The sequence below is a fragment of the Flavobacterium johnsoniae genome, from assembly GCF_001879205.1.
GTDB lineage: Bacteria > Bacteroidota > Bacteroidia > Flavobacteriales > Flavobacteriaceae > Flavobacterium > Flavobacterium johnsoniae_A.
Window position 1 is genome coordinate 736,140 of record NZ_MLFK01000007.1, and the last position, 23,401, is coordinate 759,540.

Here is a 23,401-nt window from a genome sequence, read left to right on the forward strand (position 1 = left end):
AATGAAAAACAAATTAGTCTTACTTTTTTTAGGATGTGCTGTTTTGGGTTACGCTCAAAAAAAGAGCACAAAAAGTACAGTAAAAATTAAACCTAAGTCGGAGTTTGTAGCAGAATTAATGTCAAAAATGACATTAGATGAGAAATTAGGACAGTTAAATTTACCAACATCAGGGGATATTACAACAGGTCAGGCAAACAGCTCAAATGTTGCAAAAAATATTGCTGAAGGAAGAGTAGGCGGTTTGTTCAACATAAAATCAGTACAAAAAATTAAAGAGGTACAAAAAATTGCTGTCGAAAAAAGCCGTTTAAAAATCCCATTGCTTTTTGGTATGGATGTTATTCACGGTTATGAGACAACATTTCCAATTCCGTTAGGTTTATCTTGTACCTGGGATATGGCCTTAATTGAAAGAAGTGCGCAAATTGCGGCAAAAGAAGCAAGTGCGGACGGAATCAACTGGACGTTTTCTCCAATGGTAGACGTTTCTCGTGATCCTCGCTGGGGAAGAGTTTCTGAAGGATCAGGAGAAGATCCGTATTTAGGAAGCCAGATTGCTAAAGCAATGGTAAACGGATACCAACAACACGATCTTTCAAAAAACAACTCAATCTTAGCTTGTGTAAAACACTTTGCATTGTATGGAGCACCAGAAGGTGGACGTGATTACAATACTGTCGATATGAGCCATATCAGAATGTTTAATGATTATTTCCCTCCTTATAAAGCAGCAGTTGATGCCGGGGTAGGTTCGGTAATGGCTTCTTTCAATGAAATTGACGGAATTCCTGCTACAGGAAATAAATGGTTAATGACAGATGTTTTAAGAAAACAATGGGGCTTTAAAGGTTTTGTAGTAACTGACTTTACCGGAATTCCAGAAATGATCGAACATGGAATGGGTGATCTTCAAGCTGTTTCTGCTTTATCATTAAACGCAGGTGTTGAAATGGATATGGTTGGAGAAGGTTTCTTAACAACTTTAAAAAAATCTTTAGACGAGAAAAAAGTAACTATCGAAACAATCGACAATGCAGTTAAACTTATTTTAGAAGCTAAATATGATTTAGGATTATTCCAGGATCCATATAAATATTGTGACGAGAAAAGAGCTAAAACTGAAATCTTTACTGCAGACAGCAGAAAAGAAGCCCGCCAGATTGCAGCACAATCATTGGTATTGTTAAAAAATCAAAATCAATTGTTACCACTTAAAAAATCTGGAACAATTGGTTTAATCGGGCCATTAGCTGATGCTAAAGAAAATATGCCGGGAACTTGGAGTGTAGCTACTAAAATGGAAAATGCTGTTTCATTATTAGCAGGTATTAAAGAAGTTGCAGGAGCAGGAACAAAAGTTTTATATGCAAAAGGAAGTAATTTAGATTACGATGAAACTTTTGAAACTAATGCAACAATGTTTGGAAAAACGTTACACCGTGATGCACGTTCTAAAGAAGAATTATTAGCAGAAGCTTTAAAAGTTGCACAGCAATCTGATGTAATCGTTGCTGCACTGGGAGAATCTGCAGAAATGAGCGGAGAATCTAGCAGCCGTACAAATTTAGAAATTCCACAAGCACAAAAAGATTTATTAAATGCGTTATTAAAAACAGGAAAACCAGTTGTTTTAGTATTGTTTGACGGTCGTCCATTAGTGATTACTGACGAAGAAAAAACAGTTCCTGCTATTCTAAATGCTTGGTTCGCCGGTACAGAAGCTGGTTATGCAATTGCTGATGTTTTATTTGGAGATGTAAATCCTTCTGGAAAATTAACATCTACTTTCCCAAGAAGCGTTGGACAGCTTCCAATTTATTATGCTCACAAAAATACAGGAAGACCACTTTCTAATTCTGAAGGAAAATTTGAGAAATTCAGATCAAACTATATTGACGAAAGAAATGAGCCTTTATTCCCATTCGGATTTGGTTTAAGCTACACTACTTTTGATTATTCAAACTTGAAAATTTCTTCTGATAAAATGAATTTCAGCGGAAAATTAAAAGTAACAGTAGATGTAACAAATACTGGAAACTTTGACGGAAAAGAAACAGTTCAATTATACATTAGAGATTTAGTTGGGTCAGTAACTAGACCAGTTAGAGAACTAAAAGGTTTCCAAAAAATAACACTTAAAAAAGGTGAAAAACAAACAGTGACTTTTGATATCACGGTTGAAGATTTAAAATTTTATAATTCTGATTTACAATTCGTAGCAGAACCTGGACAGTTTGATATTTTCGTTGGAGGAAATTCAACTGCCGACAAGAAAGTTAGTTTTGAGTTAACTAAATAGTTGGTTTATTGATTAGTAAAGAGCCCTTCGTTTGGTTGACGGAGGGCTTTTTCATAAAAGAACATTTTTTATAAATTATAATTTTAAAATAATGAACACTACTAAAAGACTCAGAATATCACTTTTTTTAACCCTAACAATAGCTTTTCAATCGTGCTCGGTAAAAGAGAATGCAATAGTAGCACATCGCGGTGCATGGAAGAAAAATAATCTTCCTGAAAACTCTATAGCATCTTTAAGGCATGCAATTGATTTAAAACTTCCCGGTTCAGAATTTGACGTTTGGAGAACAGCTGATGATTCGCTTGTAATTAATCATGATGCGCATTATAATAAACTACTTATTGAAGAAACCAATTATGCTGATTTAATAAAGTTTAAACTTTCTAATGGAGAAAAACTTCCAACCTTACACGAATATATTACTGAGGGTAAGCAAAACAACAAACACACACTTTTAGTCTGTGAAATAAAACCTTCGGAAATCAGTAAAGAAAGAGGAAAAAAAACGGCATTAATGTCGGTTGAAACAATTAAAAAACTAAAAGCAGATAAAAATACCTGCTACATAAGTTTTGATTACGAAATTCTAAAACAAATTAGAGCAGTTGATCCAAAAACGGTTTTACAATACCTAGAAGGAAATAAATCTCCCAAAGAAGTAAAAGCGGACAATATTAATGGCGTTGATTATCATTATTCATTCTTTAAAAAACATCCGGAATGGATTAAAGAAGCAAAAGAGAATAACATTATTCTAAATGCCTGGACAGTTAATGAAGCTGCTGATATGGATTGGATTATTGATCATAAATTCAATTATATCACCACAAATGAACCAGAGTTATTAAAGGAAAGATTAAAAGTGAAAAAATAATCTTTTAAGCTTTGCAAATACAAAAATAAACATGAAAAGAGTATATAGACTGTTGACATTGCCAATTTTATTTGTGATACTTTTCAATCACAATCTTTTGGCACAAAATTTAGGAAAAACCGAATGGTTTGATCCTGCTAAACCAGCCACGACATTTTGTAACCCAATTAACATTGGATATAATTACACAACCCATAATCATAACGGAATCACTGAATCGCGCCGTTCAAGCGCAGATCCGGTAATTATTACCTATAAAGGCGAATATTATTTATTTGCGACCAATCAGGCAGGATTTTTTTGGAGTAAAGATATGTCAGACTGGAATTTTGTTTACGGAAGCTTTCAAAGACAGCCGGGTGATGATGACCAATGCGCACCTGCTGCGTGGGTTGTAAATGATACTTTGTTTTACGTAGGGTCAACCTGGAAAAGAGACCATCCAATCTGGAAAACAGCCGATCCTAAATCTGGGAGATGGACACGTCATGTAGACAAAGCAATGCTGCCAACATGGGATCCTGCGATCTTTCAGGATGATGATAAAAAAGTTTATATGTATTATGGCTCAAGCGGGAAACTGCCTCTTGTGGGAGTTGAGGTTGACTACAATACATGGCTTCCAAAAGGAAATCAGGCCGATTATGCTCAATTATATAAAGCAACCGAAGTAGAAGATATTCAGCGTCCTTATGGCCAGATAAAAGAAGTTGCCATCTTAGATCCGGCAAATCATGGCTGGGAGCGTTTTGGACCAAATAATGACATGGAACCGGCACCTTGGGGTAATTTTATCGAAGGAGCATGGATGACGAAACATAACGGAAAGTATTATATGCAATATGGTGCACCAGCAACAGAATTTAAAGGTTACGCAAACGGTGTTCATGTTGGAGATAATCCGCTGGGGCCATTTACCTATCAGAAACATAATCCAATGTCTTATAAACCAGGCGGATTTGTAATAGGAGCCGGACACGGAAATACATTTGCAGATAATTACGGAAATTATTGGAATACCGGAACTTGTAAAATTTCTATTAAAGACCGTTTTGAGCGTCGTATAGATATGTTTCCTGCAGGATTTGATAAAGATGATGTAATGTATTCGATTACTTCTTATGGAGATTTTCCAATTGTACTGCCAACTCAGGAACGTGATCAGACAAAAGGTGCTTCATCAGGCTGGATGCTCCTTTCGTATAAAAAACCGGTAACCGTTTCTTCTTCTGAAGATTGTATGGAAGTAGAAACTCACCGAATGGATAACGGCGGCAAAAAAGTGTATGAGAAATTCTGTTACGGTGCCGAAAATTTAACCGATGAAAACATTCAAACCTATTGGTCTGCCAAAACCAGCAATCCGGGAGAATGGCTTCAAATGGATTTAGGCCGACAAATGGAAATCAAAGCACTGCAGATAAATTATGCTGATCATAAAGCAACTCAGTTTAATAAAGCGATGGATATTTATTACCAATATAAAATCTTTATGTCTGATGATGCAAAAAACTGGACTTTAGTAATAGATAAATCTAAAAACGATAAAGATGTACCACATGATTATGTAGAATTAACAAAATCAATTAAAGCGCGATATATCAAAATGGAAAACATTCACAATGCCTCTGGATTGTTTGCCATTTCAGATTTCAGGGTTTTTGGAAACGGGTTATTAGAAAAACCAAAAGCGATTAATTCGTTTAAAGTAGATCGAAATAAAGCGGATTCAAGAAATGCCATGATTTCCTGGAAAAAACAAAATGATGCAGTAGGTTATACGATTTACTACGGAATCGCTCCTGATAAATTGTACAATAATATTATGGTGTACGGAGAGAATTCGTATGACTTTAGAGGCCTGGATAAAGGAACAAAGTATTATTTTACAATTGAACCTTTTAATGAAAACGGCATTGGCACAAAAAATAAGATTATCGAAGTAAAATAGTTTTATTTTATTAAAATGATAAAAACTCCAATTATAAATCATAAGGTTGTAATTGGAGTTTTTTTTTGAGAAAAGGCTGCAAAAAAACTCTGACAGTTCTATAGAATTTTTGTTTCTTTGTAAGATACCAAAAATTGGAGTGTAACCCCAAAACGCTATAAAAACTATGAAAAAAACGATTCTTTTAACTGCTTTAGTTATAAACGGATTGACATTGTTTGCGCAGTCAAATGATGAAAAAAACATTAAATTATTTTACAAAAAAGCTTTAACCGAGGCCAAATGCTATTCTTGGTTAGAATATTTATCAAATGATATTGGAAGTCGTTTATCTGGATCAAAAGGAGCAGCAGAAGCAGTAGATTATACAAAAAGACAATTAGAAAATCTTGGTCTTGATAAAGTGTATTTACAAGAAGTGATGGTACCTCATTGGGTTAGAGGAGAAAAAGAAACCGCATACATCTTAGATGGGAAAGTAAAAACTACTGTACCAATCTGCGCTTTAGGCGGATCTGTTGCAACTCCAAAAACGGGACTTACAGCAGAAATAATCGAAGTACAGGGAATCAAAGAATTGGGCGAACTTGGAGCTGATAAAGTAAAGGGAAAAATTGTTTTTTACAACAGACCAATGAATCCTGAAAATATCGAAACATTTACCTCTTACGGAGCTTGTGTAGATCAAAGATATGCCGGTGCAAAAGAAGCGGCAAAGCTTGGAGCGGTAGGAACAATTGTTCGTTCTATGAATTTACGTTTAGACGATTTTCCTCATACAGGAGCGCAAAGTTATGGTGATCTTCCAAAAGAACAATACATTCCAACTGCAGCAATCAGTACAAATGGGGCAGAATTATTAAGTAAATCTTTAAAAGTAAATCCTGCTTTAAAATTTTATTTTAAACAATCTTGCGAAACGCTTCCGGATGTATTATCTCATAATGTAATTGGAGAATTAACAGGAACAGTAAACCCTGACAACATTATGGTTGTGGGCGGACACTTAGATTCTTGGGATTTGGCAGATGGTTCTCATGATGATGGAGCAGGAGTGGTGCAAAGTATGGAAGTTATCCGCATACTTAAAAACTTAAATTATAAACCAAAAAACACCATTCGTGTAGTTTTGTTTATGAATGAAGAGAACGGTGGAAAAGGCGGTGCAAAATATGAAGAAGTTTCAAAACAAAAGAAGGAGAACCATATTTTTGCTTTAGAAAGCGATTCAGGCGGATTTAGTCCTAGAGGATTTTCTATTGAAGCTGATGATGCTAACCTGAAAAAGATTCAAGGATACAAAGATTTTTTTGAGCCTTATTTAGTACACAGTTTTACAATTGGGCATGCAGGATCAGATATTAGTCATTTAACGTCTAAAGCGATTGTAAAAGCAGGTTTAAAACCAGATTCACAACGCTATTTCGATTATCATCACGCAGCAAATGATAAATTTGATGCGATCAATAAAAGAGAATTAGAACTTGGTGCCGCTACAATGGCATCACTAATGTATTTGATTGATCAAAATGGAATTGTGCTTCCAACAGCAAATTAAAATGCTGCAATTATAAAAAGTCAAAAGCGGTAAGTGTAAACTTGCCGCTTTTTTGTTTTATTTAATCCCCTGATGAATTGAATTGTGCAAGTATTCGTAGCAACGATTTATATTTGAACATCTCAAAAATTAAAATTTCATCACAATCAAATAATATAAAAACGTAATTGGAGTATTAGAAAGCAGTAATAATATTTTGAAGGCAATATCTCGTCGTTGTTCGGGCAGATGAATAAATCGGTCTGTTAAATGCACAAACATAATTGTATTTAAAATTAAAAGTGATGCTGCAAAAGGCCACGCAATGACCAGGACATTTGCATTTTGATTGAAACCAATGTACAGTACAAACAAAATAGTACTTATAATAAAGGTCGCAATTGCAAGTTCAAAAGACTGTTTTTCTTCAAAACGTTTGTTACTAATAGTTTTCATGATTTTTAAATTTTAAAAGATTGCTGAATAGATTCAATTGGCGTAAATAGCATTTTAGAAAAATCGAGATAATAAAACGGAAGCGCCCGCTTGCCTCTTTTAAATTGCTGTATAAAATAACGGAGTTTTTTGGGGTAAAATAATGTTCCGGATAAAATAACCATAAACAAATACAAGCTTTTCTTGCCGTTTCCTAAAAGATAATACTGCATTCCTATTTCCTCATAAACAGAAATTCCGGTATTAGTTAAGACATGAATAATATCATGATCTTCCAGTTTTTCCTGAATATCAAAATGATTTTTAAAAAGAAAAGTTCCTAAACCAAACCCTAAACTATTTTCAGGATAGTGTAATAACTCAGATTTGTTGACTTCCCACGGTTCACTTTTCTTAAAATATTTTTGATAAGGCTTTTTTGTGCATTCGTACAATCTTTCAATTAAATAATCTCTCATAGTTTGGCTAGTTAAAAGTTCTTTGAAATTCAAAGTAAAATGATAAAGAAAAAAGCCAATTGGTTTGTAAATTAGCTTTTTACTGATTTTTAATAATTGTCTACTACAGTTACGAGTAAGTCAGAATCGGCAAGGTCAGAGGGAGCAACCACTTTTTCATTCAGCGGAACATTATTACCATATCTTTCCTTTATTATTTTTTGAACTCTTGGATCTTCTAAATTAAATTCTTTCAATTCTCTTAGTTTTGATAATTCAATTCCGGCCGCATTTTTATAGATTTTCCAAACCAATTCGGAGCAATAGATTTTAGTATCCGTCCACTCAAAATAGGCGTCATAATCTTTTCCATCAAATTGCTGACTGTAATCTTTCATTTTTTGAAGAACAACGGGCGTTAAAATAGCAGCAGCATTTTTTAATCGTTTCACAACATATTTATTGTCTTTTCCATGCTTAATCCATTCATCAATCGGTGTAAGTTTTACGGGTTGTACAGCTTCAAAAACAAACCAATTTCCGTTTATGTTGTAAACAATGCCGCAATGAGAAAACTTAGAATTAGTGGCAATTTTAACCGCTTCGCATTGAGCTGATTGTGAGGTTTGTAATATGATGTCTCCATCCTGAAATTTACTTAAAGCAGTCGTTTGTTCCTTTTTTGTTTTGTTAAATGGATTATTCGGAAAAACTTTCACTGCCACAAATAAAGCAAGCCCAAAACTTAGCGCGAATGTGATGATGAGAAAAAGATATTTTTGTTTTTTCATAATTTGTTCAGATATCAAGTAAAGTACTTTGAGTTACAAAGTAAATAATAAAAAAAATAGTTACCAAATAAATGATAACTATTTTAAAAATATATTTTTGAAATATGACTTAGATTCTAAAAATACCTCCAACAGCAATAATTCGCTGGAAGAAGAAAAAGTCTTGTGAAGCCCTGTCATCATTGCTGACACTTGTTCTAATATCCTGCATATTGATATAACCTCCTTTTAACTCTCCCTGAACGTAGAAGTGTTTGAAAAAAGTAACATTGATACCAGCTTTTGCCGAAACACCGTAGCCAGAAACATGAAAATCATCATGACGCTCTTTGCCTAAAAGTGTTGTATTGGTCTTAGGATATAAAATCCCTGCTCCAAGACCTTCAGTTAAGTTAATCTGAACTTTATCGATATTAGGAAGACTAAATAGTTTCGAAATATCATCAAATCTTGAAACTTCAGTATTAATGTAGTTTAAACCATCTGTGTGTTCGTACATTAAAAAAGCAGGAGGATATCCCTGAGCAGTACCTTTATCATAACCACCTTCTTTAGCGCCATATAGAGACATATCTACAGGAGTGTTATTGTAGTCACCATTGTAAAAAGATCCAGCTTGATCAGCTGGTAAATTAATATAACCATTAACATTAGCTGTCTGATTTTGGCTCATTACATACTTCATGTGGTCAACACCAATGGTAACACTGTAATGATCACTGATAAAGTAGCCAAGTCTTAAATTGGTCTGTGGAATTGTCATGTTTGCAGGATTGATGTAATCAACATGCCATCCTTTTGGTTTATCATGAGCTGCCATGTTATTAACAGTAAAGTTATAATCTTTACCTCTAAAATTCACATCAGATTTTGAGTAACTTTCTCTATTTCCGCCCCACATCACAAAGAATTTTCCTTTATTATGAGCAGTGTATTTTTGTACTGGGATTTCTTCCTGAGCAAAAGTGTTTAATGAAACACAAGCCAGAAAGAAAAATAAAATTTTTGTTTTCAAAGAACTTAAGTATTATAAATTAAAAGGCGTTTACAGTTTTTCTGATAGCAACTAACTTATTCATTAAACCTTCAAAATAGTCTAAATGAAGCATATTAGCACCATCACTTTTTGCGTTTGCAGGATCAAAATGTGTTTCGATAAAAATACCATCAACACCTACTGCAATACCAGCTTTTGCTACAGTTTCGATCATGTCTGGTCTTCCTCCTGTAACTCCGGCAGTTTGATTTGGTTGTTGTAACGAGTGGGTAACATCTAAAACCGTAGTAGCATATTGCTGCATAGTAGGAATTCCTCTGTAGTCAACAATCATGTCCTGGTATCCAAACATAGTACCACGATCTGTAACCATAACATTCTCATTATTACAGTCTAATACTTTTTGTACGGCATGTTTCATGCTTTCTGGACTCATGAATTGTCCTTTTTTAAGGTTGACCACTTTTCCGGTATTTGCAGCCGCTACAACTAAATCAGTCTGACGAACTAAAAATGCAGGAATTTGTAAAACATCTACGTATTGTGCCGCCATATCAGCATCTTCATTTGTATGAATATCTGTTACAGTAGGGATGTGAAAAGTTTCTGAAACCTTTCTTAAAATTTTTAGAGCTTTTTCATCTCCAATTCCGGAAAAACTATCAATTCTGGAACGGTTTGCTTTTTTAAAAGATCCTTTAAAAACATAGGGAATCTGAAGATTGTCGGTAATACCAACTAATTTTTCAGCAATTCTAAGAGCCATTTCTTCTCCTTCGATGGCGCAAGGCCCCGCCAGTAAAAAGAAATTCCCGCTGTCAGTATGCTTAATTTGTGGGATATGTTGTAAATTCATAAAGTTATTTTTTTGCACTGCAAAGGTAGTTATGATTTATGAATACGAGATGAAGATTTATGATTATTTTAAGAGCAATAAAAGTTAAATATGTAGTATTTTTCTTTATTTGTTTTTTTTGATTGTTTTTTATAAGATTTTATACTGAATGTAATAGAAAAATAGAAACACAATTTTCATTTATTTTAATTATCAGCTTTTAAACTCATCCTGTATTTTTTCCAGATCATAATGATATATTGAACAAGTATAACTCCAATAAGAACTGCTATTAAAAAAAACAAACCAAAAATAGACGCCGCTAATCCTGTACCGCATCTTGTCGCGTTTGGATGTTCCTCAAAATATTTTGAAAAATTATAATAAGAAATGTAATAATATACAATTGACAATAGTATCTGCGCAGCAAAACTAATTAAAGATACATTTACAAACTTTAATGAAGTGGTTTTATAAATGGCTTTTGTTCCATAAATAAATTGAAATATTATCGGTAAAAGAATTAAGATTAAAGAAATGATTCCCAACATTGATATTGATTTTATTAACCTATAAATTTATTCCTTTTTCAACGTCAAACCCATCGGAACCATTAAAATTCCCTTTTCGTAAATATTCAAATACAGTGTTACGGGTTTTTTTTGACCTTCCCAAGTCAGTTCGTAGACATTTAAAAATCCGGCGCCCATATCGCTTCTTTTAGTTGGGAAAGGACAACAGGTTTCTAAACGTTTATAGGTGATTTTTTCTCCATTTGGTCCGGCTAAAGCATTCAAAAAACGGATTTCGTTTACAGTTTCGTCGCGAGTATTTCTAAAGAATATATTAACAGGATAATCTGGATCATAGCCGTATTTTTTGTCTTTGCTGAATAATGAAATTACGAACGTATTATTTTTATTCAGTACAAGATCAGGAGCATTATCGTCTACATTTTTCAGAGTAGATTTTGTGCTGATACATGAGGTTGCGGTAAGTATTAAAATAATAAAAAGGGCAGTTTTTTTCATGGTTGAGGTTTAGTTTGGTCACACAAATGTAAATGGTTTTTACTACAGATCGTAAATTCAAAAAGAAAATTAAAAATAGTTCGTAGATAATTCGTTTAATCTCTGTTATCCGTGTGTTATTGTAATTCCTTTTTTGAATTTAGTTTTAATATACCAATCACAATCAGATATTGTGCCACAAGATAAGTGAGCATAATAATAAAGGAACTTTTTTTAATTGGAGTATGAAACTTATTGAGAGCCAAAATACTATCTGAAATCACGAAAAATAAAGCACCAAAAAACACGTATTGGTTTGCTGGTTTTTTCCAAATTAAAAGCCCGTTGTAGGCAAACAAAAGCATAATCGAAATTATGCTGGCGTAAACCACTACGGGAATTTTTAAGTCACCCAGCGACGGTAATAAAACCGACAGCATTCCGATTAGATAGCAGCCAATAAGAATACTTCCAATCATAAAGATAACAGCATTCCGTTTTATTTTTTCTTTAATCTGTTTATTGAAAAGCACCAGATAGAGAAGGTGGGAAAGTAAAAAAGAAACTAAGCCTAGAATAAAATATATTTCGGCAATATCTGCAAAGAGTAAAACGACATCACCAATCCAGGAAAAGAGAAGCGCTGTTAATAGAATATTCTGTGTTCGAAATTTTTTCGAAAAATATACTCCCAAGATTAAAAGTGGAATTAAAGCTGGTTTTAAAAAGCAGTCTAGACTTTCATATCCCAGATATAAAATCAGTATATAAATAGTGCTGAATGCAATATAAATTTTAAAAAATATAACGTTTTTCATTATGCGGTTGATGGTTTTATGGTTTGGTTTTGGTTGTTTTTGAAATCGACAGTCACAAAGTAAATCGTTACTAAAATGGATAAACTTAAGTAACCTATAATTATATAATTACTGAAAGAAAAAATACTGTTTAAACCAAACCAACCGCCATAAAAAGTTATAATGCTTACTGCGATAGACAATCTGAACCCTTCCCAAAAAACAGCATATTTACTTTTATCCATTAATTCAGAATTGCTGTAAATGGTAACCAGAATAAAAAAGCCATATATAAAAATAGCAGGCAGGCCAATTTTGGCAATATTCTCAAATAAATAACTCACAAATAAAAGTGTAATTAAAATTTGTGCAACTGACCAAAGAATAAGTTTTTGCGAATTTTGGGTTCCGTATTTATTAAAATCAAAAACATTTTCGATTTTGTTTACAGGATATTTTTCTTCAAAATTCTCAGGGCGCCATCCGGTTGGTTTAAACCATATAGTTAGTTTGTCTTTCCAGTTTTCGGCTCTCCAGGCATCTTTAATCAATAAGGTTAAATGCTGAAAATTAATTTTTATCGGATTCCATGTATTTGCGGGTCTTGTGATTCCAAAAACAGGCGGCACATCATCTAATTCTTCCTGAAAAGTACCAAAAAGTTTATCCCAGAAAATAAAAATCTGCGAGTGGTTTTTGTCTAAATATTCCGGGTTTATAGCGTGATGAACACGATGATGCGAAGGTGTTACGAGAATTTTTTCTACAAATCCCATTTTTTTTATGTGTTTGGTATGATACCAAAATTGTAAAAATAAATGAAGAGGTAATGTAATCGCTATTACAGATGCGGGAACGCCCAATATGGCGGCTGGAATCAGTAAAAAAGTAAATAAGTTAACTAAACTCGCAATAGGCTGACGAAGCGCACAGGCAAGATTAAACTCTTCACTACTGTGATGAATCGCATGTTTGTTCCAAAGAAAGTTAATCTGATGTGCCAATCTATGGCTCCAATAACCATAAAAATCGATAACAAAAAAGGCAATACAATAGGACAATATGTTGGCTTCGAGATGAAAAACAGCAATTTTAGAAACCATCCATTCGTAGGAAAGAAAAGTAACGCTCAATCCTAAAACATCTTTTACAGAATTGGTAATTCCGGAACTGATACTGGAAACGCTGTCAATTAATGGAGCGGTATCATTCTTTTTATAAATGCCGTATATTTTTTCAATTACAATTAATACTAAAAAAATAGGCATTGCGATAATTAATATTTTTCCATACTCTTCCATAAAAAAACATTCTATTTTATTTCAAATATAAAATAAAATAGAATGTTTTTTAAATTATTGAAAAATTAAACCATCAAATACAATTTAAGGTTTAAATTGGACTCGAATAATGAAATTCAAATAGTATTATTTTCTTTAGAAAAATCAACTGAATAGAATTTTTTTGTTTTTTGATTCTTAATTTCAAATTTAACTACTTCCTTAATTATTTTAAAAGTATCATATTTTAATTCTAAGAGCACTTGATTGCCAGAACTTACAATTCCGTATTTTTTGTTTTTTTGAACAATGAATTCTCCAGTAGAATAGATTTCGGTAATGAAATCAAATTCAGCCGGAACTACAATTTCATTTCTGTTACTAATTATGCCAAATTTATTTTCATTTTTAAAAATCTGATAATTACTTTTCGAAAATCCGCCAAAACTAAATTTATCCTTAACAAATTCACCTGCAAATACTTCTGTTTCATTGTAACTATTGTCTCCAATTGCAAGAAGGTATTTCCTGGCGTTTTTTACAGCAAAAATTTTATTTGGAGACACATTATAGAACTCATAATCCTCCGGAATTATAATCGCACCGTTTGACGAAAACATTCCGTTTTTATTATCTGAATTGGCCGTAATATAATACTTGGAAAGTTGTTCTATATTTTTATAAGAAATAGGAATGATCTCTTTCTCTAAATATGGATTTATTATGCCTTTTAAATCACCTTTGTAAGCAAAATATTGATTTTCGAAATGAATACTGTCTTTATAAAATGCAGCAAAAATATGATCGTAGATTAAAGGTTTTAAAACAGCATCTTTTTTATCTATAATACCGCTTTTGCCATTATTCTGAACAACATAAATTGAGGCAGATGGCAAAATTTCATCGTATTTACATTCAATTTCATATTGACCAGAAGATTTAATTACGCCTCTTTTCTTTGTAATAGTATTCTTAATAAGATAAGAATCGGATTCCAAAACTCTTTCGAATTGGTGGTTCTTAATGGGATTTAAAATTATATTTCCCTGATCATCAATTATAAATGTGTTTTTGTTTGGAAGAGTTACGATAGATTTTTTACTCTTAAAATAGTCAATATCCGCAGCTTTAAAATTAGTAAACTGCTTTCCTTTAGAATCAAATAAATCAATTGCGTTGTTAGTTTGAACAAACAAAATACCATTCTGATTTTGTATATAATCATATTTTAGAGGCAGAATAATCTTATTTTCTATATCTGCTACACCGGTTTTGTTGTTTTTTGAAACCCTGATCAGGTCATTTCCCATATAGAAAATGTCATCATATTCAAAAGGAATTTTAACCCTGTTTTGCAGGTCGATAAAGCCTCTTTTATACTTTTTATTGACTACGATAGCGGCTTCAAATAAATTTTTAAGATTTTCTTTATTATCAATATACTCATAAGTTGGTTTGATAACCACGTTTCCCAGGCTGTCTATCAATCCCATTTTGTTATTGAAAGTTCGAAATACCGCATAGTTATTTTCAAACTTATAAACATATTCGTATGTTTTATTTTCGATTAGCTTTTTTCGAAGAGATTCAAATTTTGACTGGCCTTTTGAAATAAAAGATAGAAAAAATAGTGCTTGAAATGCGATAATTCTCATAATTTCAATTTTATTTAAAATGAAAACGCATTCTAATTTGCTTTAGTGTAAAACAAATTAGAATGCGTTTTAAATTATTGGCAATTAAACAATTTCGGCGCTAAGTCCAGCTTCCAAAAGTTGTGTACATTGAGGTTTTAATTTGTCAATCGGCCCTGTTTTTACAGTGCATTTTCCGTTGTAATGTACAATTAAGGAACATTGTTCTGCTTGTTCAGAGGTGTGATCACACACGCGCATTAAGGTGTCAATTACATGGTCAAAAGTGTTTACGTCGTCGTTGTAAACAATGATTTCGTTATTGAATGCCGTTGCTTCTTTCTCACGAACTCTTTCTCTTACTTTTTCTTTAGTACTCATTTTTTCTAGTTTTTTGTACTGTTGTAATTACTAATAACTAATTTACGTATTTTAATGAAACCCAGTTGTTTCTTTCAAATTTTTTAACATACGTTAAGCCTTTTTCTGTACACGAAGCATCAATAAAAGGAACATCTTCTTCATAAAAACCGCTAAACAAAATAATCCCGTCTTTATTTAAACTATCAACATATTGCTGCATATCGTTTAGGAGAATATTTCTGTTAATATTGGCAATGATTAAATCGTACTTTTTCCCGGCTAATAAAGCAGCATCGCCCTCATAAACGGTAATATGCCTGCAATTATTGCGTTCGGCATTTTCAATAGAATTTAGATAGCACCAGTTGTCAATATCAATGGCATCAATTGGTTCGGCACCTTTCATTTCGGCTAAAATGGCTAAAATGGCTGTTCCGCATCCCATATCAAGAGTTTTAAGACCTTTTACATCCATTTCTAATAAATGCTGAATCATCATGTGCGTTGTTTCATGATGACCGGTTCCAAAACTCATTTTTGGTTCGATTACAATATCAAATTCAGCATCTGTTTTTTCGTGAAAAGGAGCGCGGACGTGGCATTTTCCGTCAACATCAATGGCTTCAAAATTCTTTTCCCATTCTTCGTTCCAGTTTACCTGATCTATTTCTTCAACCGTATATTCAATTTTAAATTCTTCTGATTGTAAAATATAAATATCATCCAGAATAGTCGAATCCCATAAATCTTTTTTTACATAAGCCGAAATTCCGTTTTCAGTTTCGGTAAACGTCTCAAACGCTTTTTCGCCTAACTCTGCTATTAAAATTTCCGATCCCGGTTCTTTTGGCTCAATTGTAAAATGATATCCTAAATATATATTCGACATAAATAATTTTTTTGCAAAGGTAAGAATACAAAGTAAAAGTTGTTTATAAATAATCAACATCCTTAGATTTATTAATGTTAATTTTGAATTGAATTTGTAAGGAATTTTTAAAATATGAAAAATCTAGTTTTTATTTTACTCTTTGTGGTTTTGAGTTCAGGGAGCTGCGAAAACGAACACGAAGTAATCCGCTCGTTTTGTTATTGGAAAACCGATTTATATTTTCAAAAAGAAGAAGATTCTCTTATTCAGAAATTAGATGTAAAACATCTGTATGTTCGTTTTTTTGATGTCGATTATAATCCGTACTCAAAAGAACCGCTTCCTGTTGCGACTATTGGAAGTATTTCTTTAAATGAAAGTAATCTTGATATTACCCCAAGTATTTTTATTACCAATGAAGTTGTTTTGAAGTCTGATAAAAAACAATTGGACAGTCTTGCAGTAAGAATGGCAAAAAGAATAGAACAAATAGGAAAAAAAATGAACGATACAAAGGCCGAACGTATTACTTCTAATATTGTATACCCAAAAGATTATTATAAACAGGAGAATTACAAACGTTTAAATTATGATTCGGTTAAGTCTATTGAAGCAGCAAAACTAAAAGTTGATTTTAAAGAAATTTTAATTGACTGCGACTGGACCGAAAAATCTCAGAAAAATTATTTCTATCTCTTAAAACAGATTAAAAGTCAGTTTCCATCAGCCAAAATAACCGCAACAATCAGGCTGTGGCAGTATAAATATGCTACAAAAGCTGGAATTCCGCCAGTTGATAAAGGTTTGTTGATGTGTTATAATATCACAAAGCCAGACGATTTTCAGACCAAAAATTCAATTGGTACAAGCGAAGAACTGGCACAATATATTTCGCATAGTGATTATAAACTTAAATTGGATATTGCTTTGCCATTGTACAGCTGGGCAGTTGCTTTTAGGGGAAATCAGTTTAAGGGAATTTTATCAGATTATGACCAATTACTGAATGACAGTATTAAGCTGAAGAAAATTTCTGATACAAAATATATTTTGCAGGATGATGTTTTAGCCGGACAGACTTATTTGCGAAATGGTGATGAAATTAGAATCGAGAAAATTTCTGGCGATGAACTCGATAAAATGATTTCGATTATCAAAAACAAAATTCAAATAGACAATCAGACGAGAGTGACTTTTTTCTCTTTTGATAAAAAATATATCAACGATTATGGAACCGAAAATATCTCCAATTATTATGCGAACTTTTAAGAGTTTACTTTTAGTTTTAAGCGTTCAGGTTTCGTTTGCCTGCGGATGGAGCGTTTCGCCCGAAACAAGTCGTCTGGCTTTGTTTAAAGCACAGCGTCAAGGCTTTTTTAAGCTGACGCCATTTTATTACTCAGCAGATAATTATTATGCCACTAATACGATTTCCGACGCTGATAAGCAGTTGAACTGTTTGGAATGGAAGAAAAAGTTAGGAAATCAAATTAATACTGAGGATGTATATTCTATTTTATACGAAACAGATTCAGAGCAATTTGAAACGGCTTATGAAAACAAATCACTCGATAAAATATTCTCTAAAAATAGTTTTGTAAAAACTTTATTGCTGCCAAAAAATAAAGCATTTCTAAATTATATTGTATTTGCCAAAAAGCTGGAATACAATAGTAATACTGATGTTAAATGGGAATCTTGGGGACAAATTGGTTATAACAGCGAAAATCATCAATTAGCTGATTTGGATAATTTTGAAAAAAGAATCAAAACGACAAAAGATCCTTTTTTAAAACAGCGTTATGCCTTTTTAATTTTAAGATACAGTTTTTACAGTCAGGATAAAAATGAAGTTATCAAACTTTATGATACTTATTTTTCTGAAAATAAGAATACGGTTTTAGAACCTTGGGCTTTGTATTATAAAGCTTTGTGTGTTGAGGATCGCGTTTTGCAAAATTATTTACTGAGTAAAGTTTTTAATACCTGCGAAGAAAAATCATTTGCAGTTTTACAAAACTACAACAGGAAACTAACTGTTGAAACTTTGGCTTTGGCTCAAAATGATGAAGAAAGAAGTGTGATTTTGGCTATCGAAAGTCTTCGAAATCCGGCACCTGATTTAAAAACGATTCAGGAGATGTATGGATTAAGTCCGAATAGTTTGTTTTTGAGTTTTTTAATAGGACGAGAAGTTAATAAGCTTGAAGATTGGATTTTTACACCTCAATACACAAATAACGGAACCCCGTCAGTAACTTTTAGCGATACAAATTGGTATGAGAATTATGCCAAAGCAAAAGAAGAAAACTTCAATAAAGATATTTTGTATTTAAGAGAATTAGAATATTTTTTGATTTCAATTCGTGAGCAGACTTCAGGAGAGCAAAAGGATTATATTACCGCCGCAATTGCACAGCTTTGTTTTATTGATGACCAAATTGACGAAGGGAAAAAATATGCCAATATGATTTCAGATAAGGCCAATGCTTCAATTCAGATGCAAAAAAATATACAGCTGGCTTTAGTTTCTTTGAAACAAGATGATGTAAAGAATGAGAAAGTTCAAAATAAGCTTTATACTTATTTTAATTCGGTAGAAAATTTAGTAGAAACAGATCATGGATTGTTTAAAAACTTGTACAGTTTATATCGAATCGCGAGTAATGAGTTTCATAAAAAAGGAGATATCGTTACAGCCGGTCTGTTATCCATGAAATCTGATATTAAAAATGATGGCGGATATTCATCTTACAGTAATCCTTATTTTTATAGTTATATAGGCTATTTTGATCGAAATGCAGCTATTGAAGATGTTAATCAGTTGATTGCTTTACAACAGAAAACAGATAAAACATCATTTGAAAAATATATTTGTTCAGGAACTATTGCGCCTAATATTAATTATTACAAAGATTTAAAAGGAACTATCGCTTTTAGAAACAACAATTTAGAATTGGCTTATGAAACCTTTTCAAGTATGCCAAAAGATTTCTGGGACAAGAATTATGAGTTTAAAAGTTATTTAAATGAAAATCCGTTCATACCTAAAATTCTTCAAAATGATAAAGAACGTAAATTTGATTACCATTTTAATAAAACAGAATTTATTGCTAAACTGATTCAGTTGAAAAAGCAAAATACAGCAAGCAGTAACCTGCAATTGGCACACGCTTATTTTAATGTATCGTATTTGGGTAATTCCTGGATGATGTCGGCTTATGACTGGACATCAGGAGAATCATATACAGATTATGTTTACGGTGATAATACCGAGAATGAAAAGAAATACCAAAATGGAAATTATTACAATTTAAAAATGGCCAAAACGTATTATGAAAAAGCACTTAAAATGTCAAAAAATAATAACGAAAAAGCAATGGCAAGTTTAATGATTTTTGAATGCAGTTATTACGATCATTATGCGAGCTTAGTTTCTGCGGAAGAAGAAGAAAAAAATCCCTTTAAAGCAGGAAGGGAGCTGTTTAATTTTTATTCGGTGTATAAAACGACGCCAGTTTTCAAAAAGTACAATTGTCCGCTTTTGAAATCATTTATTAACTAGGTTTTGTCTGAAGTCGGAAGTTGGAAAAGTAAAGACATAAAAAAAGCGTTCGCTGTGCGAACGCTTTTTTTTATAAGTAAAATCTAAAATTAGATAGCTGTTACAATTGCCAAGAAGTCATCAGCTTTTAGAGCAGCACCTCCAATTAAACCGCCGTCTACGTCTGGTTTACCGAAAATTTCTTTAGCGTTTTCTGGTTTTACAGAACCGCCGTATAAAATAGAAACTTCATCAGCGATTTCAGCTCCAAAAGCCTTACGGATAGTTTCTCTGATAAATTCGTGCATTTCCTGAGCTTGTTCTGGCGAAGCAGTTTCTCCGGTTCCAATTGCCCAAACCGGCTCATAAGCTAAAACCACTTTTGCCCAAGATTCTTTTGCAATGTGGAATAACCCGTCGCGTAATTGATTCTCAACAATATTGAAATGATTTCCTGATTGACGATCTTTTAATTCTTCTCCAAAACAGAAAATTACAGTCATGTCATGTTTTAAAGCTGTATCAACTTTGTTTGCGATTAATGCATCTGTTTCGTGAAAAATAGCGCGACGCTCAGAGTGGCCTAAAATTACAGTGTTTACACCAATGCTTGTTAACATATCTGCAGAAATTTCTCCTGTAAAAGCTCCGCCTTCAGCCTGGTGAACGTTTTGAGCAGAAACTCCAATTGTTGTATTTTTTAATTTTGCAGCAGCAGCTTGTAAGTTTACAAATGTTGGTGCCACAATTACTTGTGCAGTTGTTTGTGCTGGTATTTTTGTGATTAATTCGTTTAATAATTCTTCAGTTTGTCCGGCATTTTTATGCATTTTCCAGTTTCCTGCAACAATCTTTTTTCTCATTTTGGTAGTTTTTATTTTTTTGTTTTATTGAAGTATAGTCAAAACTCAAATTGATTTTTGACATTGATATTTTTATTAAAAATTATTTTAAACCTTTTAAAGTTTCATTGATTTTATCAAAATCTGTTTCTATCGCTCTGTACAAAACAATTTTTCCTGTTTTGTCCACAATAATATATCTCGGAATCCAGTCTAAATCTATTGCTTTTCCAAAAACACCTTTCATACCGTCATTCATCATAAAATGATCACCTTTTAATTCGTGTTTTTCGATTCCGGCTTTCCATTTTTCAGCAGTTTTATCTGCAGAAAGGAATAAATAAGAAACATCAGGATTGTTAGCTTGTAATTCTTTTAGTTTTGGCATCGCTTTTACGCAGTCCCCACACCAAGATGCCCAAACCTCGATAACCAAAGTTTTTCCTTTGTATTTTTTTAAAATGTTTTTAAAAGCAACCTGACTTCCATCAGCAGCTAATAATTTCTCAGATAAAGCTTCTTTAGAAAAACTTGTTTTTTGAGCTTGCGAACATGAAAAAGTAATAAATGCAATTACAACTAAGGCAATTTGTTTCATATCTAAATTAAATTATTTTAATAATTAAGTACTGAATTCACAAAGTTAAACAAACAAATTGAAAGCCAAATGCAGATTAACAAAATTTGAAGACTCGTTTATTTTGTAACAAAACAAGGGTTTTGGGTTAGAAAAACCGGAATGAAATCGTAATAGTTGGGTGTAAAATCCTGTCTTTTTTTGAATCTGTCTTTTTGAAGTAGAAAAAAGGATCGAATTTTTGATTTGAAGAGTAATTTTAGAAGCAAAAAAACGTCAGATGGCAACGAAAAAAGTCTTCCATAATTTAATTTATCGAAGACTTTTTATACTGCGGAATTTTTATTTTAATTCATAATTTCCATTTGCCCATTTTTTGCAAGGAACAATCCATTCATCTAACGCTTTATATAGAAAACCATGTTTTAAATTGGTGTTCAGTTCAATTTCTTTAAAATGATTTATTTTGAGTTTTGAAGTTTCTTTTCTTTTAATCGCGGAAACACCATAAATATCTGATTTTTCGTAAATAGTCAAAATGTTGCCGCAGAAATTAATATCCGGAATTTGTTTTATATCAGAATCCTGAAAACATCCGATAAAAACAAAATTGACATCTGGATTGGCTAAATATGTCGAAACATATTGTGCAATATAACCGCCTTTTGAAGTTCCAATTACGGTTATTTTGTTAGGCTTAATTCCTTTTTTTATAAGTGATTTAATTTGTTTTACAACTTTTTCTGCATAGTCAGCTGCATTTGTGTTTTTCTTTCTTTTTTCACTAAAAACAATAAAATTTTCTTTTTTAAAAGAGTTTATAATTTCATTGTATTCGGCTTTGCCATATTCAGGATGCACAACGCTTAAATCATTTTCTTCAACAAATTTATTGTGGAAAAAGAATATGTATCGTTGGTCTTGGTTATTTGTTTTTTCTTGGCTAAAAGCCATGAAAACAAGAGATACAGTAAATAAAAATGTAAAGAAAAATCTTTGAAAGTGTTTCATAATAAATTTGGTATCGTGATGATTTGTATCAAATGTAAGAAAAATAATTTGTGCTTCTGTTCGCTTATTTTTTTAATTCAGAAATAGTATCCAAACAAAAAAAACGCCAATATTCTATTTAGATTATTGGCGTTTTTTTTAGGGTTTTATTGTTTTAAAGACTATAAGCAACGTCTGATAATTTCAAATCATCTACATCATTATAATGTAATTTCTGAACGATAGTTCCTTTTTGTATTACTACAATACTTGGATTCGCTCTTTCAACTGTTTTTAAAGCCGTTGCATCGCAGAAATAGAAATCAACATCTAAGTTATATTCTTTTTTAGCTTTTGCAATTTCATCCGCTCCTGAAGCTGTCATCGCAATAATTTTATAACCTTTAGCTTTAGCATCTGCTGTAACTTTAGCCAGCTTTTTCATTCCGGCTGGTTCAGATTTGCTTAAATCGTAAGTAATAAAAACAAGTAATTTTGGCTCTTTCAACAATTCTTCTTTATAATCAGAATCGTCTTTTGTCATTGTAAAATCGTGAATTGGCGGTACATATCCTTCTGAAATTACTTTATCTTTTCTATCAACAAAAGTTGCGCCTTCCGGGATATTCATTAAATCTTTTTCGGTAAACTCTTTGTCAACGCCGTTTACTTTGTAAATGAAAATCATTTCAACCACTGATTTTGGAGCGCCTTCCGGGATTTCCATTCCTTTCTCGATATTAGTTCCCACTTTATACGGACGGAAATCTTTTATCGGATTATGATTTAAAACCCAAACAGCCATAAAAGCACATAGAACAACACTTACGTAAACTGCAAAGTTGGTTTTTGGCGTTGAAAATAATGGTTTTATTAATCTTTGATTGATGAATAAAATCAAGATAAAGAACAATAAAACAACATCTTTTGTAAAGGACTGCCACGGAGTTAAATGCAGTGCATCACCAAAACAACCGCAATCTTTTACTACGTCAAAATAAGCAGAGTAGAAGGTAAGGAAGGTAAAGAAAACGATTAAAAGCAATAAAGCCCAAATGGTCGTTTTTGTTTTGTATCCAACCAATAACATTACTCCCAGAACAACTTCAAAAATCACTAAGAAAATGGCTAATCCTAAAGCAAAAGGCTCTAAAAATGGCATATTGAAAACCGGCTCGCTGAAATATTCGGCCAGTTTATAAGAGAAACCAACCGGGTCGTTTAATTTTATTAATCCGGAAATGATAAATAATACACCGACAAATATTCGGGAAAATTGAGTAATGATATTTTTCATAGGAAGATTTATT

Annotated in this window: 22 protein-coding genes; 6 read left to right on the top strand and 16 right to left on the bottom strand. The window is 32.4% G+C overall.

Translation table 11 applies throughout. From position 1 onward, the window contains the following. Position 1: 1 nt before the first annotated feature. The 4 genes from bglX (at position 2) to BKM63_RS14715 (ending at position 6,688) form a co-directional block, all read left to right on the top strand. Positions 2-2,302: a beta-glucosidase BglX gene (bglX, locus tag BKM63_RS14700; protein WP_071637303.1), complete on the top strand. Its 2,301-nt coding sequence runs from the start codon at positions 2-4 to the stop codon at positions 2,300-2,302. Positions 2,303-2,393: 91 nt separating this feature from the next. Next, the gene (locus BKM63_RS14705; protein ID WP_071637304.1) at positions 2,394-3,179 is read left to right on the top strand and encodes a glycerophosphodiester phosphodiesterase family protein; all 786 of its coding nucleotides are present in this window, start codon (positions 2,394-2,396) and stop codon (positions 3,177-3,179) included. A 31-nt stretch (positions 3,180-3,210) separates the two neighbouring features. Beyond that, the gene (locus BKM63_RS14710; protein WP_071637305.1) at positions 3,211-5,130 is read left to right on the top strand and encodes a discoidin domain-containing protein; all 1,920 of its coding nucleotides are present in this window, start codon (positions 3,211-3,213) and stop codon (positions 5,128-5,130) included. A 166-nt stretch (positions 5,131-5,296) separates the two neighbouring features. Further along, positions 5,297-6,688 carry a M20/M25/M40 family metallo-hydrolase gene (locus BKM63_RS14715; RefSeq protein ID WP_071637306.1) on the top strand — a complete coding sequence of 464 codons (1,392 nt, stop codon included), beginning with the start codon at positions 5,297-5,299 and terminating at the stop codon, positions 6,686-6,688. 129 nt (positions 6,689-6,817) lie between these two features. Here BKM63_RS14715 and BKM63_RS14720 read toward each other — a convergent pair whose 3' ends face one another. The 12 genes from BKM63_RS14720 to prmA all read right to left on the bottom strand — a co-directional run bounded on the left by BKM63_RS14720 (position 6,818) and on the right by prmA (position 16,156). Continuing rightward, a complete protein-coding gene (locus BKM63_RS14720) occupies positions 6,818-7,123 on the bottom strand; it encodes a hypothetical protein (protein ID WP_071637307.1) in 306 nt (101 codons plus the stop codon). Positions 7,124-7,128: 5 nt separating this feature from the next. Next, the gene (locus BKM63_RS14725) at positions 7,129-7,581 is read right to left on the bottom strand and encodes a hypothetical protein (protein ID WP_071637308.1); all 453 of its coding nucleotides are present in this window, start codon (positions 7,579-7,581) and stop codon (positions 7,129-7,131) included. Between the two features lie 89 nt (positions 7,582-7,670). After that, a complete protein-coding gene (locus tag BKM63_RS14730; RefSeq protein WP_071637309.1) occupies positions 7,671-8,351 on the bottom strand; it encodes a YiiX family permuted papain-like enzyme in 681 nt (226 codons plus the stop codon). A gap of 109 nt (positions 8,352-8,460) precedes the next feature. Then, positions 8,461-9,366, bottom strand: coding sequence for a hypothetical protein (locus tag BKM63_RS14735; RefSeq protein WP_071637310.1), 906 nt, complete (start codon positions 9,364-9,366; stop codon positions 8,461-8,463). A 19-nt stretch (positions 9,367-9,385) separates the two neighbouring features. After that, positions 9,386-10,204 (bottom strand): 3-deoxy-8-phosphooctulonate synthase, encoded by an 819-nt coding sequence (gene kdsA / locus BKM63_RS14740; RefSeq protein ID WP_071637311.1) that lies wholly within the window; start codon positions 10,202-10,204, stop codon positions 9,386-9,388. 185 nt (positions 10,205-10,389) lie between these two features. Then, a complete protein-coding gene (locus BKM63_RS14745; protein WP_071637312.1) occupies positions 10,390-10,734 on the bottom strand; it encodes a hypothetical protein in 345 nt (114 codons plus the stop codon). Positions 10,735-10,761: 27 nt separating this feature from the next. After that, positions 10,762-11,214, bottom strand: coding sequence for a 2-dehydro-3-deoxyphosphooctonate aldolase (locus tag BKM63_RS14750; RefSeq protein WP_071637313.1), 453 nt, complete (start codon positions 11,212-11,214; stop codon positions 10,762-10,764). 116 nt (positions 11,215-11,330) lie between these two features. Then, positions 11,331-12,011: a lysoplasmalogenase gene (locus tag BKM63_RS14755; protein WP_071637314.1), complete on the bottom strand. Its 681-nt coding sequence runs from the start codon at positions 12,009-12,011 to the stop codon at positions 11,331-11,333. Continuing rightward, a complete protein-coding gene (locus BKM63_RS14760; RefSeq protein WP_071637315.1) occupies positions 12,011-13,291 on the bottom strand; it encodes a sterol desaturase family protein in 1,281 nt (426 codons plus the stop codon). The genes BKM63_RS14755 and BKM63_RS14760 overlap by 1 nt, the downstream gene beginning before the upstream one ends. 116 nt (positions 13,292-13,407) lie before the next feature. Then, complete coding sequence (locus tag BKM63_RS14765; protein WP_071637316.1) at positions 13,408-14,925, bottom strand: WG repeat-containing protein; 1,518 nt, start codon at positions 14,923-14,925, stop codon at positions 13,408-13,410. Between the two features lie 84 nt (positions 14,926-15,009). Next, a complete protein-coding gene (locus tag BKM63_RS14770) occupies positions 15,010-15,285 on the bottom strand; it encodes an ATP-dependent Clp protease adaptor ClpS (RefSeq protein WP_071637317.1) in 276 nt (91 codons plus the stop codon). Positions 15,286-15,322: 37 nt separating this feature from the next. After that, positions 15,323-16,156: a 50S ribosomal protein L11 methyltransferase gene (prmA, locus tag BKM63_RS14775; protein WP_071637318.1), complete on the bottom strand. Its 834-nt coding sequence runs from the start codon at positions 16,154-16,156 to the stop codon at positions 15,323-15,325. A gap of 114 nt (positions 16,157-16,270) precedes the next feature. On the opposite strand from prmA, the gene BKM63_RS14780 reads away from it, so the two are divergent. Both BKM63_RS14780 and BKM63_RS14785 read left to right on the top strand, forming a co-directional pair. Then, a complete protein-coding gene (locus BKM63_RS14780) occupies positions 16,271-17,407 on the top strand; it encodes a hypothetical protein (protein WP_071637319.1) in 1,137 nt (378 codons plus the stop codon). Continuing rightward, positions 17,367-19,703, top strand: coding sequence for a hypothetical protein (locus BKM63_RS14785; RefSeq protein ID WP_071637320.1), 2,337 nt, complete (start codon positions 17,367-17,369; stop codon positions 19,701-19,703). Before BKM63_RS14780 ends, BKM63_RS14785 begins: the two co-directional genes overlap by 41 nt. 89 nt (positions 19,704-19,792) lie before the next feature. Here BKM63_RS14785 and tpiA read toward each other — a convergent pair whose 3' ends face one another. The 4 genes from tpiA to BKM63_RS14805 all read right to left on the bottom strand — a co-directional run bounded on the left by tpiA (position 19,793) and on the right by BKM63_RS14805 (position 23,388). Next, a complete protein-coding gene (gene tpiA / locus BKM63_RS14790) occupies positions 19,793-20,545 on the bottom strand; it encodes a triose-phosphate isomerase (protein WP_071637321.1) in 753 nt (250 codons plus the stop codon). An 82-nt stretch (positions 20,546-20,627) separates the two neighbouring features. Continuing rightward, complete coding sequence (locus tag BKM63_RS14795) at positions 20,628-21,122, bottom strand: TlpA family protein disulfide reductase (protein ID WP_071637322.1); 495 nt, start codon at positions 21,120-21,122, stop codon at positions 20,628-20,630. 321 nt (positions 21,123-21,443) lie between these two features. After that, a complete protein-coding gene (locus BKM63_RS14800; protein ID WP_071637323.1) occupies positions 21,444-22,112 on the bottom strand; it encodes a DUF2974 domain-containing protein in 669 nt (222 codons plus the stop codon). Between the two features lie 154 nt (positions 22,113-22,266). Continuing rightward, positions 22,267-23,388, bottom strand: coding sequence for a BT_3928 family protein (locus BKM63_RS14805; protein WP_071637324.1), 1,122 nt, complete (start codon positions 23,386-23,388; stop codon positions 22,267-22,269). Positions 23,389-23,401 lie beyond the last annotated feature (13 nt).

Coding starts and splice junctions, on each gene's coding strand:
- BKM63_RS14730 (WP_071637309.1), bottom strand. CDS start 8,351: ATGAAAAAACAAAAATATCTTTTTCTCATCATCACATTCGCGCTAAGT.
- BKM63_RS14745 (WP_071637312.1), bottom strand. CDS start 10,734: ATGTTGGGAATCATTTCTTTAATCTTAATTCTTTTACCGATAATATTT.
- BKM63_RS14750 (WP_071637313.1), bottom strand. CDS start 11,214: ATGAAAAAAACTGCCCTTTTTATTATTTTAATACTTACCGCAACCTCA.
- BKM63_RS14710 (WP_071637305.1), top strand. CDS start 3,211: ATGAAAAGAGTATATAGACTGTTGACATTGCCAATTTTATTTGTGATA.
- BKM63_RS14725 (WP_071637308.1), bottom strand. CDS start 7,581: ATGAGAGATTATTTAATTGAAAGATTGTACGAATGCACAAAAAAGCCT.
- BKM63_RS14705 (WP_071637304.1), top strand. CDS start 2,394: ATGAACACTACTAAAAGACTCAGAATATCACTTTTTTTAACCCTAACA.
- BKM63_RS14795 (WP_071637322.1), bottom strand. CDS start 21,122: ATGAAACAAATTGCCTTAGTTGTAATTGCATTTATTACTTTTTCATGT.
- BKM63_RS14770 (WP_071637317.1), bottom strand. CDS start 15,285: ATGAGTACTAAAGAAAAAGTAAGAGAAAGAGTTCGTGAGAAAGAAGCA.
- BKM63_RS14765 (WP_071637316.1), bottom strand. CDS start 14,925: ATGAGAATTATCGCATTTCAAGCACTATTTTTTCTATCTTTTATTTCA.
- BKM63_RS14760 (WP_071637315.1), bottom strand. CDS start 13,291: ATGGAAGAGTATGGAAAAATATTAATTATCGCAATGCCTATTTTTTTA.
- BKM63_RS14715 (WP_071637306.1), top strand. CDS start 5,297: ATGAAAAAAACGATTCTTTTAACTGCTTTAGTTATAAACGGATTGACA.
- BKM63_RS14755 (WP_071637314.1), bottom strand. CDS start 12,011: ATGAAAAACGTTATATTTTTTAAAATTTATATTGCATTCAGCACTATT.
- BKM63_RS14720 (WP_071637307.1), bottom strand. CDS start 7,123: ATGAAAACTATTAGTAACAAACGTTTTGAAGAAAAACAGTCTTTTGAA.
- BKM63_RS14805 (WP_071637324.1), bottom strand. CDS start 23,388: ATGAAAAATATCATTACTCAATTTTCCCGAATATTTGTCGGTGTATTA.
- prmA (WP_071637318.1), bottom strand. CDS start 16,156: ATGTCGAATATATATTTAGGATATCATTTTACAATTGAGCCAAAAGAA.
- tpiA (WP_071637321.1), bottom strand. CDS start 20,545: ATGAGAAAAAAGATTGTTGCAGGAAACTGGAAAATGCATAAAAATGCC.
- BKM63_RS14800 (WP_071637323.1), bottom strand. CDS start 22,112: ATGAAACACTTTCAAAGATTTTTCTTTACATTTTTATTTACTGTATCT.
- bglX (WP_071637303.1), top strand. CDS start 2: ATGAAAAACAAATTAGTCTTACTTTTTTTAGGATGTGCTGTTTTGGGT.
- kdsA (WP_071637311.1), bottom strand. CDS start 10,204: ATGAATTTACAACATATCCCACAAATTAAGCATACTGACAGCGGGAAT.
- BKM63_RS14785 (WP_071637320.1), top strand. CDS start 17,367: ATGGAACCGAAAATATCTCCAATTATTATGCGAACTTTTAAGAGTTTA.
- BKM63_RS14780 (WP_071637319.1), top strand. CDS start 16,271: ATGAAAAATCTAGTTTTTATTTTACTCTTTGTGGTTTTGAGTTCAGGG.